This is a genomic window from Chryseobacterium sp. CP-77 (assembly GCF_036362765.1).
Taxonomy (GTDB): domain Bacteria; phylum Bacteroidota; class Bacteroidia; order Flavobacteriales; family Weeksellaceae; genus Chryseobacterium; species Chryseobacterium cupriresistens.
This window is the reverse complement of sequence record NZ_CP143637.1, coordinates 1,077,685-1,090,902: the sequence shown is the minus strand read 5'-3', so window position 1 is coordinate 1,090,902 and position 13,218 is coordinate 1,077,685. Positions and strand designations below refer to the sequence as shown.

General features: G+C 36.8%; 12 protein-coding genes. 9 read left to right on the top strand and 3 right to left on the bottom strand.

Going from position 1 to position 13,218, the window contains the following annotated elements; genetic code table 11:
- Window positions 1-244: 244 nt before the first annotated feature.
- The 3 genes from uvrA to V0410_RS04790 all read left to right on the top strand — a co-directional run bounded on the left by uvrA (window position 245) and on the right by V0410_RS04790 (window position 4,048).
- A complete protein-coding gene (uvrA, locus tag V0410_RS04800) occupies window positions 245-3,076 on the top strand; it encodes an excinuclease ABC subunit UvrA (protein ID WP_330746540.1) in 2,832 nt (943 codons plus the stop codon).
- Between the two features lie 318 nt (window positions 3,077-3,394).
- Window positions 3,395-3,799 (top strand): hypothetical protein, encoded by a 405-nt coding sequence (locus tag V0410_RS04795; protein WP_330746539.1) that lies wholly within the window; start codon window positions 3,395-3,397, stop codon window positions 3,797-3,799.
- A gap of 114 nt (window positions 3,800-3,913) precedes the next feature.
- A complete protein-coding gene (locus V0410_RS04790; protein ID WP_082798797.1) occupies window positions 3,914-4,048 on the top strand; it encodes a bacteriocin-like protein in 135 nt (44 codons plus the stop codon).
- A 34-nt stretch (window positions 4,049-4,082) separates the two neighbouring features.
- Here V0410_RS04790 and V0410_RS04785 read toward each other — a convergent pair whose 3' ends face one another.
- The gene (locus tag V0410_RS04785) at window positions 4,083-4,514 is read right to left on the bottom strand and encodes a hypothetical protein (RefSeq protein ID WP_330746538.1); all 432 of its coding nucleotides are present in this window, start codon (window positions 4,512-4,514) and stop codon (window positions 4,083-4,085) included.
- Window positions 4,515-4,738: 224 nt separating this feature from the next.
- On the opposite strand from V0410_RS04785, the gene V0410_RS04780 reads away from it, so the two are divergent.
- From V0410_RS04780 to V0410_RS04770, 3 genes are all read left to right on the top strand, one after another.
- Window positions 4,739-5,251, top strand: coding sequence for a DUF421 domain-containing protein (locus V0410_RS04780; protein ID WP_062674938.1), 513 nt, complete (start codon window positions 4,739-4,741; stop codon window positions 5,249-5,251).
- A gap of 5 nt (window positions 5,252-5,256) precedes the next feature.
- Entirely contained in the window at window positions 5,257-5,748 is a 492-nt protein-coding gene (locus V0410_RS04775; protein WP_110010237.1) for a GNAT family N-acetyltransferase, read from the top strand.
- 236 nt (window positions 5,749-5,984) lie between these two features.
- Window positions 5,985-6,164: a quinol oxidase subunit 4 gene (locus tag V0410_RS04770; RefSeq protein WP_110010236.1), complete on the top strand. Its 180-nt coding sequence runs from the start codon at window positions 5,985-5,987 to the stop codon at window positions 6,162-6,164.
- Between the two features lie 380 nt (window positions 6,165-6,544).
- Here the strand turns inward: V0410_RS04770 and V0410_RS04765 are convergent, their stop codons facing one another.
- Window positions 6,545-6,859: a DUF4286 family protein gene (locus V0410_RS04765; protein WP_062674931.1), complete on the bottom strand. Its 315-nt coding sequence runs from the start codon at window positions 6,857-6,859 to the stop codon at window positions 6,545-6,547.
- Between the two features lie 149 nt (window positions 6,860-7,008).
- Here V0410_RS04765 and gyrA point away from each other — a divergent pair, with 149 nt between their 5' ends.
- Entirely contained in the window at window positions 7,009-9,603 is a 2,595-nt protein-coding gene (gene gyrA, locus V0410_RS04760) for a DNA gyrase subunit A (RefSeq protein WP_227942237.1), read from the top strand.
- A gap of 30 nt (window positions 9,604-9,633) precedes the next feature.
- A complete protein-coding gene (locus V0410_RS04755) occupies window positions 9,634-10,671 on the top strand; it encodes a tetratricopeptide repeat protein (RefSeq protein WP_330746537.1) in 1,038 nt (345 codons plus the stop codon).
- A gap of 64 nt (window positions 10,672-10,735) precedes the next feature.
- Here the strand turns inward: V0410_RS04755 and V0410_RS04750 are convergent.
- Window positions 10,736-11,988, bottom strand: a protein-coding gene (locus tag V0410_RS04750; protein ID WP_330746536.1) for an IS3 family transposase whose coding sequence is annotated in 2 segments (ribosomal slippage) — window positions 10,736-11,661 and window positions 11,661-11,988 — 1,254 coding nt in all. Because the reading frame shifts where the segments join, the coding sequence is not laid out codon by codon here.
- A gap of 367 nt (window positions 11,989-12,355) precedes the next feature.
- Between V0410_RS04750 and V0410_RS04745 the strand changes: the two genes are divergently transcribed.
- Window positions 12,356-13,192, top strand: a complete 837-nt coding sequence (locus tag V0410_RS04745; RefSeq protein ID WP_034697698.1) for a 1,4-dihydroxy-2-naphthoyl-CoA synthase — start codon at window positions 12,356-12,358, stop codon at window positions 13,190-13,192.
- Window positions 13,193-13,218 lie beyond the last annotated feature (26 nt).

The window sequence follows — 13,218 nt, the reverse complement described above, 5'->3', positions numbered from 1 at the left end:
CAATTGCGGCATTTTTGAATCAATAGGAACGGGCTTTGACCCGTTTTTTTAATAAATGAGCTTTTCATTGGCTTCATCCAAAACTTATAAAATCTCTCCGGAAAAATTCAATAACATTGGGTTCAATGCATTAACAAAACCTAAGAATTTTTTATGAAACTTTTATCCCTTTTATATTCAAAAAAAGTCTATAAAATTTCGTATTTTTGCACGTTGTGATTTTCAGGCAAAATCACCCCAAATTATGAGTAAATCAACAGAATATATAGAAGTTTACGGAGCCCGTGAACACAATCTTAAAAATATTAACGTAAAAATTCCGCGCAACGAATTGGTCGTGATTACCGGCCTTTCCGGAAGTGGAAAATCGTCGTTGGCTTTTGATACTATTTTTGCAGAAGGCCAGCGTCGTTATATCGAAACATTCTCTGCCTATGCACGCCAATTTCTGGGCGGATTGGAGCGTCCCGATGTGGATAAAATCGAAGGACTTTCTCCGGTTATTGCCATTGAGCAGAAAACAACCAATAAAAACCCGCGTTCTACCGTAGGAACGGTCACCGAACTGTACGATTTTCTGCGTCTTCTGTATGCCAGAGTTTCGGATGCGTACTCTTTGTCCACAGGGCAGAAGTTGGTAAGCTATACAGAAGATCAGATCCTTGAAACCATCAAAGAAAATTATAAAAAAGAGAAAATCATGCTTTTGGCGCCCGTGGTGCGCTCCAGAAAAGGACATTATCATGAGCTTTTTGTTCAGATGGCCAAAAAAGGTTACGGGCAGGCAAGGATTGATGGTGAGCTGCAGGATATTGAATATGATTTAAAACTTGACCGTTATAAAACCCACGACATAGACATTGTAATCGACCGTTGGATTATCGGGGAGAATGCTTCGGAAAGCAGAATGGAAAAATCGTTGCGAACAGCAATGGAAATGGGGGAAGGAATTATCGGAATTCAGAAACTGGGAAGTACAGATATTGAATACTTTTCCAAAAATCTGATGGATGCGGAAACAGGACACTCTCTGGCGCTGCCTGAACCCAATACTTTCTCATTCAACTCTCCAAAAGGAAGCTGCCCGAATTGTAAAGGTCTGGGAACCATTAAAAAAATCAATACCGATTACTTTATAGACAATCCGAAACTATCCATCAATCAGGGAGGATTACTGCCGTTGGAAGATATCAAGTCCAACAAATGGATCCTGTCACAGATCAAAAACATTCTTGAGATCTTTGGATTAGGATTAACAACGCCATTGCAGGATATTCCTGAAGAAGCACTGGATTATATCTACAACGGATGTCACAAGGAATTCAATAAAGACCTGAAATACGCCGGAATTACCAAGAAAATAAAAATTGGTTTCGATGGTCTGATTGCTTTCATGGAAGAGATTATTGATGAAAGAGATTCCTATGAAGCTGTTTTATTGGAAAGACATTTCACCACAGAAGAAATATGTCCTGAATGTCATGGCACCCGCCTTCAGCCTTCAAGCTTAAGTTTTAAAATTGATGGAAAGAACATTGCTGAGGTTAATGGATTAAGCTTAGCAGATTTAAAAGACTGGCTGGCTGATGTTAAAGATAAATTCTCAGAAAAGAATAAAATTATTGCTCACGAGATCTTAAAAGAAATTGAAACCAGACTTCAGTTTTTGCTGGATGTAGGATTGGATTATTTAAGTTTGAGCAGAAGTTCAAAAACCCTTTCAGGAGGAGAATCGCAGAGAATCCGTCTGGCAACACAGATCGGATCTCAGTTGGTGAATGTATTGTATATTCTTGATGAACCAAGTATCGGGCTTCACCAGAGAGATAATGAAAGATTGATCCATTCTCTGAAAAACCTGAGAGATATCGGAAATTCTGTATTGGTGGTAGAACATGATAAAGACATGATCCTGGAAGCCGATGAGGTGCTGGATATTGGTCCGAGAGCAGGAAAATTCGGAGGAGAGATTCTTTGGCAGGGAAAACCAAAAGATCTTTTGAAAGCTGATACCATCACGGCTCAGTATATTAATGGAAAAAGAAAAATAGAAATTCCTGCAGAAAGAAGAGCAGGAAGTGGTAAAAATATTGTGTTAAAAGGCGCTACAGGGAACAATCTTAAAAACGTAACCCTTGATATTCCTCTTGGAAAACTGGTTGTAGTAACAGGAATTTCAGGTAGCGGAAAATCTTCTCTGATTAACGGAACATTGTATCCGATCCTTAACAAACATTTCTACAGAGCGGTTCAGGAACCGTTACCTTACAAGAAAATTGAAGGGTTAGAGAATATTGATAAAATTGTAGACGTAGATCAGACTCCAATCGGAAGAACGCCACGTTCGAACCCTGCAACCTATACCGGAATGTTTACCGATATCAGAAACCTTTTTGCAGAACTGCCGGAAAGTAAAATCCGTGGGTATAAGCCAGGAAGATTCTCTTTCAATGTAAAAGGCGGAAGATGCGAAACCTGTCAGGGTGGAGGATTGAAAGTGATCGAAATGAATTTCCTTCCGGATGTATACGTGCACTGTGAAACCTGCAACGGAAAACGTTTCAACAGAGAAACCCTGGAAGTTCGTTACAAAGGAAAATCAATTTCTGATGTATTGGATATGACAATTGATGAAGCCGTAGATTTCTTCCAGCCGATTCCTAAGATTTTTGCAAAAGTAAAAACATTACAGGATGTCGGTTTAGGATATATTACGCTTGGACAGCAGTCGACAACCCTTTCGGGAGGTGAAGCGCAACGTATCAAGCTAGCAACCGAACTGGCAAAAAGACAAACCGGAAATACCCTTTATATCCTTGATGAACCAACAACAGGACTACATTTTGAAGATGTAAAAATCCTGATGGATGCCATCAATCAGTTGGTAGAACTCGGAAACTCATTCATCATCATTGAACATAATATGGATGTCATCAAATTAGCAGACCATATTATCGACGTAGGACCTGAAGGAGGAAAACATGGCGGACAGATCGTTGCACAGGGAACTCCTGAGGAAATTGTGAAGTCCAAGAAGAGCTTGACAGGGAAGTTCCTGAAAAGAGAACTGGAGTAAGTATTCATAAAATGATGCAGCTTTTTTGTTATTCCAAAGAATCTAAATAATTTACTTCAGAATATTGATCAACATTTAAAATAAAAATCGAGATAATAATTGGCTAAACTTATCAGGTTTAGCCTTTTTTATGCCTAAAATAAGCTTCCAATATTAAATTTTCAATTATTTTTAAAAATTATTAAGCTGATAATCAGTTAATTAAATTTTAATGTTAACTCAATGTTAACTGAATGTAAAATTAATATGAATTATTTTTAATAACTTTGGTTAAGAGATACAAATATAGGTTAGTATAATATTTAAAACCAGTTAGTTATGAAAAATAGAATTCAAATATTGATGGCTTCACTTTTCGTTTGCGGATTTGCTGCTGTTTTGAACACTGCTAAAGCTCAAACTACAGATCATAATACCATTCAGGAAATTCAGTTGAACAGGAGTGAAACATTTAATGATATCAGAAATAAATTAGAAGCTAATTTTGACCTTACGAATCCTGATTACAAACAGGGAACCGTAAACTCTGTGGTGAAATTTGATATTGCAAAAAACGGAAAAATCGTTAATGTTCATTCCAGTGGTGACTGTAAAACCGTAAGCAAGGAAATTGAAACCGTGTTAAGCGATCTTGACTATAGAGTAGACCACAAAAAACTAACTGATAACATGGTTGCTTACACCTATGTAATGCCTGTGACAGTAGAGATCCACAGCAGATAATATTTATTGCATATTATTCATGAATGTGTGAATAATGAAACCTTATCCGATTAAATTGTAATAAAGAATAAACAGATATGTTTTAGTTTTGGGCTACCATAAAATTAAAACGATATGAAAAATTTAAAGAAGCTGACAAAGTCAGAGTTGAAGTCAGTGAACGGAGGAGAACCTGTAAAATACTGTACGTTTTGCGAGTGGGCAAATAAAGTAATCTGCAGCGATATTCCAATCGTTCAATGTCCGTAAAAAATAAAGCCGCTTACAAAAAGCGGCTTTTCTATTATTGTGTACTCTGAACAAACTCTGTTAATCTTGCTTTAAGATCTTTAGAATTTCCTATTGTATCAAAAGTAACATTATCTATTCTCCATCCTTTCTCTGTATTGATAAGATGCACGGTGTCGATCCAGGTTTCTTTGGGGGAAGCTTCATTATATTCGAAGGCTACCAATGCTTCAGCAGTCTTATCCTGTATCTTAACAGACTTGATTTTATAATCTGTAAATCCTTCATACAGGCTGGAAAACATAGCGCCTTCGAATATTAAAGGTTTCTCATCAGGATGATTACTTTTTTTTACCTTTTCAATATCTGCTTTTGATGCATTGATGGCCTCGTCTAAAACTCTTTTTAGCTCCTGAGAAAATAAAGTATCGGGAATCGGCTGGTTATAAACAGCTTCGTTGGATTTTCCATAGAGTATACAGTTCATTTACTTTTTCAATAATGGCAGTTTCTGAAAACCGGGTAGGTTGAGGCTCGTTCTTCTTGCAGGATACAAAAAACAGGAATATTCCTAAACAGAGAAGTAATTTTTTCATTGTATTATTTTGTGGTATTATGTGAATTCCAGGCTCAAAATGTATACCAAAATCTGTCTGTAAAATATTTCTCACGAATCACAAAAATCAATACATTTGAGTAGATAAAAAAATTGTGGATCCTATTCTTAACGTTGCTGTCCGTTCCCTCTGCGTTTACCTATTCATGGTAATTGCCATTCGTTTATTTGGCAAAAATCAGCTTTCCCAGCTCAATGCAGGGGATGTTGTATTGCTGTTGTTAATTTCAAATGCTGTTCAGAATGCAATGGTAGGTCCTGATACCTCTCTTCAGGGAGGAATCGTGGCGGCATTGGTTTTGTTTGTTGCTAATTTCATTCTGAAGAGACTCATGTTTTCCAGCCGTTCCTTTCAGACTTTTATGGAAGATGAGCCGGTTATTCTGATCAGGGATGGAATTGCCGATCAGGCAGCCCTGAATCGGGTAAAGATTACAGAAAGTGAATTGGAAGAAGCGATAAGAGAACACGGAATTGAAAACATAAACAATGTAAAGCTTTCCGTTCTGGAAGTGGATGGAAATATCAGTGTGGTTTCTCAGGATGAAAAAAGCAAGCAGACACACTATTCAAGAATTAAAAGAAAAATCAAAAGAAAATACCATTAAATACGATGAATTACGAATTAAGAGAAATGCTTCCTACTGATGAAGCCAGGGTCCTTGAAATTTTCCGCCAGGGAATAGACGGTGGGATTTCCACTTTTGAAACAGAAGTTCCAACTGCTGAAGCCTGGAGCATGGGCTATTTTAACGACTGCCGCTGGGTACTGGAAAATGAAAAAAATGAAGTAGTAGGATGGTGTGCCTTAAAACCGGTCAGCAAAAGAGAGTGCTATAAAGGAGTGGCAGAGGTAAGCATTTATTTTGATAACGAATACCAGGGAAAGGGATTGGGGTCTGTATTGCTTAAAAAATTGATTTTGGATAGCGAGGATCACGGATTCTGGACGTTACAGACCAACATCTTCTCTGAAAATGAAACTTCTATCAAATTTCATCAGAAAAACGGTTTCAGAATCGTAGGCGTCCGTAAAAAAATCGGAAAACTCAATGGAGAGTGGAAAGACATTATCCTGATGGAAAAAAGAAGCGAAATCATCTAGAGAACTATAATAGATAATAGATAATAGATAATAGATAATAGATGATAGATGATTGGTGATTTTGTTTGGTAATATAATTCTCCATAACAAAATTCACTATTGACTTGTGAAGCAAAATTGACTATTGACAATAAAAGACCATCTATTCCGACCTTAAACTTTGAGCTTTGAACTTTAAATTTTTTAACCTTTGGCATTACCATTGTTATATTAAATAAAGTTGAAAAATAGAAATAATGAAAAATTTGATTAAAATTACAGGAGTTCTTATTGTAGCATTCATGTTATCATCTTGTGTGGTGCATGACAATGGACGCCGGGTGAAAACAGTTCCGCCAGGACAGGCTAAAAAAGTCTTTGGAGGAAGCGCAAAAGACTATGCTCCTGGGCAGGTGAAAAAAAGAAGCGGCTACTAACAGGCACAAAAAATAAAAAATTAGCAGTTAGTTTTAACATACATTAGCTTAATTTCAATTTCTTTTGGCATTAACATTGATATATTTCGCTATCGAAATTGAAAAAGTGAAAATAATGAAAAGTATGTTTAAAGTGGCTGGAGTAGCTGTGGTAGTGTTATTGCTGTCTTCATGTGTGGTACATGAGCATCATGGAAGGAGAATGCCTCCGGGCCATGCAAAAAGGTATTATGGTGGAAGCGCGAGGTACTACGCGCCAGGACAGGTAAAGAAAGTGTATATTTATGACGATCGAGGGCATCATCACAAAGGCCGCGGTCATGGACATCACAGATAAAAAGAAAAGCACTGAATTTTTTCAGTGCTTTTTTTATGATCTATTATAATCTCGATTTTTTGGGATTAAGGAAAGTGTTGAAAACCATAACTTCCTGTCCGAACTTTTTCTCAATCCTTTCGGAAATATTTAAAAGTTCACTTTTAATAAAATCTTCCCTCAGTTCATCATTATCAAAAATTAGCAGGAGATTATAATTTTTACCTTCCTCAATAAAGTCACTGTGCACTTCAGAAAGAATATATTTGTTGACATCCATAAGGTTTTCAGTCATTAAAACCAGGGTTTCATCAATATAATTTTCCCATTCTTCCAGGTTATCTTTTGTGCAGTGGAAAGTTATACTTAATACGCTCATATTTTTATGAATTTTTAAGATTTTTTGGATAAATTCTACCACAAAAATCGGCTTTTTTTTCGTAAATTAGCCCGTTAATAAAAATTGGAAATAAATAATTTTCAAACTTACAGCTAAAAGTTTGAATATCATTACAATAAAATTTGTTTATGCAAAAAGAAGGAGAAAGACTGATTCCTATCAACATTGTTGATGAAATGAAGTCGTCTTATATCGATTATTCGATGTCGGTTATCGTTTCAAGAGCGTTACCGGATGTAAGAGACGGCTTGAAACCCGTTCATAGAAGAGTATTATACGGTATGTATGGATTAGGGGTGTTTTCTAATAGAAAATATTTGAAATCTGCGAGAATTGTTGGGGATGTTTTGGGTAAATATCACCCGCACGGAGATTCCTCTGTATATGATGCTATGGTAAGAATGGCTCAGGACTGGAGCTTACGCTATCCTCAGGTAGACGGACAGGGTAACTTTGGTTCCATGGATGGTGACCCGCCTGCAGCAATGCGTTATACCGAGGCTAGATTGAAAAAAATCTCTGATGAGGTTCTTTCAGACCTGGACAAAGAAACAGTTGATTTCCAGAATAACTTCGACGACAGTTTACAGGAACCGACCGTAATGCCTACTAAAATTCCGAATCTTTTGGTAAATGGTACTTCAGGTATCGCCGTAGGTATGGCAACGAATATGGCACCTCATAACCTTTCAGAATCTGTAGATGCAATCTGTGCTTATATCGATAATAAAGAAATTACGATTGACGAACTGATGCAGCACATCATTGCACCAGATTTCCCTACAGGTGGTATCATCTACGGATACGACGGAGTAAGAGATGCTTTCCATACAGGAAGAGGTAGAGTTGTTTTAAGAGCTAAAGTTAACTTTGATGAAATCGGAAACAGAAACGCTATCATCGTTACTGAAATCCCTTATCAGGTGAACAAAGCTGAAATGATCGCCAGAACAGCAGAACTTGTTAAAGACGAAAAAATCCCTGGAATCCACGAGATCAGAGACGAATCGGATAGAAAAGGACTTCGCATTGTATACGAACTGAAAAACGATGCAATCCCGAATGTCGTTCTTAACCTATTATATAAATATACGGCACTTCAGACTTCTTTCAGTGTAAACAATATTGCATTGGTACACGGAAGACCGGAGCAGCTGAACCTTAAAGATATCATTCATCACTTTGTAGAGCACAGACACGAGGTCATCGTAAGAAGAACTCAGTATGAGCTTAAGAAAGCAAAAGAGAGAGCACATATCCTTGAAGGATTTATGAAGGTGATCGGAACTCAGGATGCTTTAGACAGAGCAATCTCTATTATCCGTCACAGTGCCAACCCTCAGGCTGCAAAAGAAGGCTTGATCGAAGCTTTTGAACTTTCTGATATTCAGGCTCAGGCAATTCTTGATCTTAGATTAGCCCGTCTTACAGGAATGGAGCTTGATAAGATCCGTGATGAGTATGATGCGATTATGAAAGAAATTGCGAATTTGGAAGACATCTTAGCGAACGAGCCGAGAAGATTCCAGATCATTAAAGAAGAATTGCTTGAGATCAAAGAAAAATACGGAGATGAAAGAAGAACTGAAATAGATTACTCAGGAGGAGAAATGTCTATCGAAGATATTATCCCGAATGAATCTGTAGTTCTTACTATTTCTCATGCAGGATACATCAAGAGAACTTCACTTTCAGAATATAAAATCCAAAGTAGAGGTGGTGTAGGTAATAAAGCGGCAACGACAAGGGATTCCGATTTCCTTGAATATATCGTTTCTGCAACCAACCACCAGTATATGCTGTTCTTCACTGAAAAAGGAAGATGTTACTGGTTAAGAGTATTTGAAATTCCTGAAGGCTCCAAAACGGCAAAAGGAAGAGCAGTACAAAACCTTATCAACATTGAACCGGATGATAAGATCAAAGCATATATCAGAACCAACAACCTTAAGGATTCCGAATATGTAAATCAGATGAGCGTCGTGATGGTAACTAAAAACGGAACCATCAAGAAAACATCGTTGGAAGCGTATTCAAGACCAAGAGTAAACGGGGTGAATGCTATCGAAATCAGAGATAATGACCAGCTATTAGGAGCTTACCTAACCAATGGAACTTCTCAGATCATGATTGCCACTAAAAACGGTAAGTGTATCCGTTTCCCTGAGGAGAAAGTAAGAGAAGTAGGTAGAGGATCTATCGGGGTAAGAGGAATCCTGCTTGAAGATGGTGACGAAGCTATTGGTATGATTGTTGTGAACGATGTAGAGAACGAAACAGTACTTGTAGTATCTGAAAAAGGATATGGTAAGAGAACTGCGGTAGAAGACTACAGAATTACCAACAGAGGAGGAAAAGGAGTTATTACGCTTAATATTACTGAAAAAACAGGAAATCTAATTGCTATTCAGAACGTAACAGACGAAGACGGATTGATGATTATCAACAAATCCGGTGTTGCCATCAGAATGGGAATGGATGAAATGAGAGTAATGGGTAGAAATACTCAGGGTGTAAAACTGATCAACCTTAAGAAAAATGACGAAATTGCTGCCATTGCAAAAGTAGAAATGGATAAAGATGTAGAGGAAGATTCTGAAGAACTTGAAGAAACAGAAGAAGGTGTTGTAGGATCACTATTTGATAACCAGGAAAACGAAGAGGCTCCTCAGGCTGAAAATGAAAATTCTGCAGAGGAAAATGAGAATTCTGATTCCGAATAAATTGTACAATATAAATATAAAATAGTTATTATGAAGAAACTAATTTTAGGAATGGCTATCGTAGCATCTGCTTTTGCTTTTGGGCAGAAAAAAGATGCGGCAGCTTTAAATGCTCAACTTCAGGAAGCTAACAAAGTGGCTATGGATGCATATAATGCAAAAAACTATGCTGCTGCAGCGCCTAAGTTTATAGAAGTCTACGACTTGTTAAAGGCTAACGGGCAGGATAATAAAATATATATGTATTATGCCGGATTGAGCCACGCATTAGCTAATAACAGTGATCAGTCTATCAAAATATATACAGACCTTATCAATTCCGGATTTACAGGAGTAGAAACTACATACACTGCAAAAGAGAAGAAGACAGGTCAGGTTGTAAATCTTGATAAAGCGACGTGGGAACTGATGAAAAAGAACTCTGATTACAGTGATTTCAAAACAGAACAGACTAAAAGTATAGAGTCTGATTTGTATGAAACTTTGTCTTCATTGCTTTTGAATGCTAAAAAACCAACTGAGGCTCTTACGATTATCGAAAAAGGTTTGGTGAAATTCCCAAACAATGCTAAGCTTAAAGAAGCTCAGACTACAGCATATCTTCAGTCTGGAAATACAGACAAATTCGTTTCAGGATTGAAAGAACAGTTGGCTAAAAACCCTAACGATGCTACAAACTGGTATAACCTTGGGGTAATGCAGGCTAAAAACCCGGCTACTGTTAACGATGCTTTGGAAGCGTTCAAAAAAGCTGTTGAGCTGAAGCCTGATTTCTCTGATGCATATCAGAATTTAGTATATACGACTATTGGTGATGATGCTAAAGTAGTAGGAGAGATCAATGCATTAAGAAAAGACAAGCCGGACGAAGCTTCTAAGCTGATTGATGCAAGAAGAGAAAGATTCGGAAAAGCACTACCATATGCTGAAGGATGGTATAAAGCAAATCCAAAGAGTCTTGATGCGGTTACTGCGTTAAAAGAAATCTACATTGTAACTAAAAACATGGATAAAGTTAAAGAAATGAAAGCTAAAGAAGCTGAACTTACAGCCGCTGGAGCAAAATAATCATTTTTTGACACAACATGACTAGTCCTGAAAAAGGTTGACTAGTTTAATATTTCAAATATACTTAAATCAGAGTAGGAATTTTCCTATTCTGATTTTGTTTTTTGTATGTTTTTAATTTCACGTTATTTTTCATATGCACTTGGCTGGGGATGTTATAATTTAGGGAAAAATGAGGTCTTAAATTATTATAATAATAAATTGATTGGTCAAGCTGCTGTGAGAGATTCTTAAAGTTTTCAAAAGTATCAATCAATCCAAACTCATATTTTAGAATGCCGTTTACCCTCTCTGCTACAGCATTCTCATAAGGATCCGAGTTCTCGGTCATACTGATAAGAATATCATTTTTCCTTAACGTTTCAGTATATTCTTTACTACAATACTGCAATCCTCTGTCTGAATGATGAATTAAAGAATGTTTATACACCCTGTTCTTTAGGGCTTGTTTTAATGCTTTCAATGTGGAGGCAGTCTGTAAATTATCACTTAGTTCATATCCTACAATTTTCTTTGAATAGGCATCGGTAATCAAATGAAGATAATAATTTTTCTCTTTAGTCTTCAGATAGGTAATATCTGCAACCCAAACTTTTTCTGAACATTTCAACTCCTTTTCTTTAATAATATTCGGGTATTTCTTCATCCAATGTCTGGAATTGGTTGTTTTAAAATAACTGTGTCTTCTGGGAATTAAAAGATAATTCGATCTTAAAAGTTGAAACAGCCGATCTCTTCCTATACGAAGATCCTCTTTTGAAAAATCATTTTTAAGTAATACATAAAGTTTTCGAGTCCCTATTTTAGGCATCTTTTTACGAATTGATAATACCAGTTCTATAATCCTTTTTTGATTATTGATAGAATCAGGCTGTTTCTTCCTTTTATAATAAGCTTGTTTACTGTATCCAAACAATCGGCAGATATCTTCCAGTGAAAGATTTGTATACGGCCTTATTTCCTGGATTGATTGGAACCAGACTTTTTTATAATTTCAATCTTCAACTCACGCTCTGCGATTTCTATAAATTTCTTAAACACTTTGAGCTCTTCTTCCTTTTTGGATAAAGCAGCTTCAAGCTCTTTAATCTTTTGTTTCTGTGGATCTTTCATAGGTCTGCCTTTACTTAATTGTTTTTCATAAGTAAAGTTACCATATTTTATTAACCAACTAGAAATGCATGAATTACCCCGAATATTGTATCGAGTTTGCAATTGGGATTTTGTATATAATCCCCGTTCATATTCAGAGACAACTTGCCGTTTGAATGCCTCACTGTATTCTTGGACAGGGGGCGATGTTTTTTTTAGATTCATAAGGGTGACTAATTTTATGGTTTTTTAGTCAACCTTTTTCAGGACGAGACAACAGATAAAAAAACCGGAACAGAAATGTTTCGGTTTTTTTATTGTAAACGCAAAGTACTGAAGTTCTTATCAGGATTTTATGTTTCATCTAGAAGTCTTGCAGACCTTTTATGATTTTGAATTACATCTATAAACCTAACAGGTTTTAAAAACCTGTTAGGTTTCATTTATTACCGGCCCTAAGATGCAGTTTCTGTTGAAAATTTTTCATGCCGGATTCATGCATTCAAAATTTCTTTTTTTATAAAGATGAACCTTCAATTTCAACCTGAAAATTTCTCTGTAATTCCGTATCTTTGAGAAAAATTTTTATAAGATGATCGAGTGGAAAACCGCCAAGGAATACGAAGATATTACCTATAAAAAATCTAACGGAGTAGCAAGAATTGCTTTCAACAGACCTGAAGTACGTAATGCTTTCAGACCTAAAACAACTTCAGAATTATATGATGCTTTTTATGATGCCTATGAAGACCCTTCCATAGGCGTTGTATTGCTGTCAGGAGAAGGACCAAGTCCAAAAGACGGAGGATGGGCATTTTGCAGTGGAGGAGATCAGAAAGCCAGAGGACACCAGGGATATGTAGGAGAAGATGGAAGACATCGTCTGAACATTCTTGAAGTTCAGCGTCTGATCCGTTTTATGCCGAAAGTGGTGATCGCTGTTGTTCCAGGATGGGCAGTTGGTGGAGGACACTCACTTCACGTAGTATGTGACCTTACTTTAGCGAGTGAAGAACATGCTATTTTCAAGCAAACCGATGCCGATGTTACCAGTTTCGATGGTGGTTATGGTTCTGCTTATCTTGCTAAAATGGTAGGACAGAAAAAAGCACGTGAGATTTTCTTTTTAGGAAGAAACTATTCTGCACAGGAAGCTTTCGAAATGGGAATGGTGAATAAAGTGGTGCCTCATGCAGAACTAGAGGATACAGCTTACGAATGGGCACAGGAAATATTAGCTAAATCACCAACTTCTATCAGAATGCTGAAATTTGCCATGAACCTTACAGATGATGGTATGGTAGGGCAGCAGGTTTTTGCCGGAGAAGCTACCCGTCTTGCTTATATGACAGAAGAAGCTCAGGAGGGAAGAAATGCTTTCCTTGAAAAGAGAAAGCCCAACTTCGGAGAAGATCAATGGATATCTTAAAAATATAATTGATAATTGATGAATGA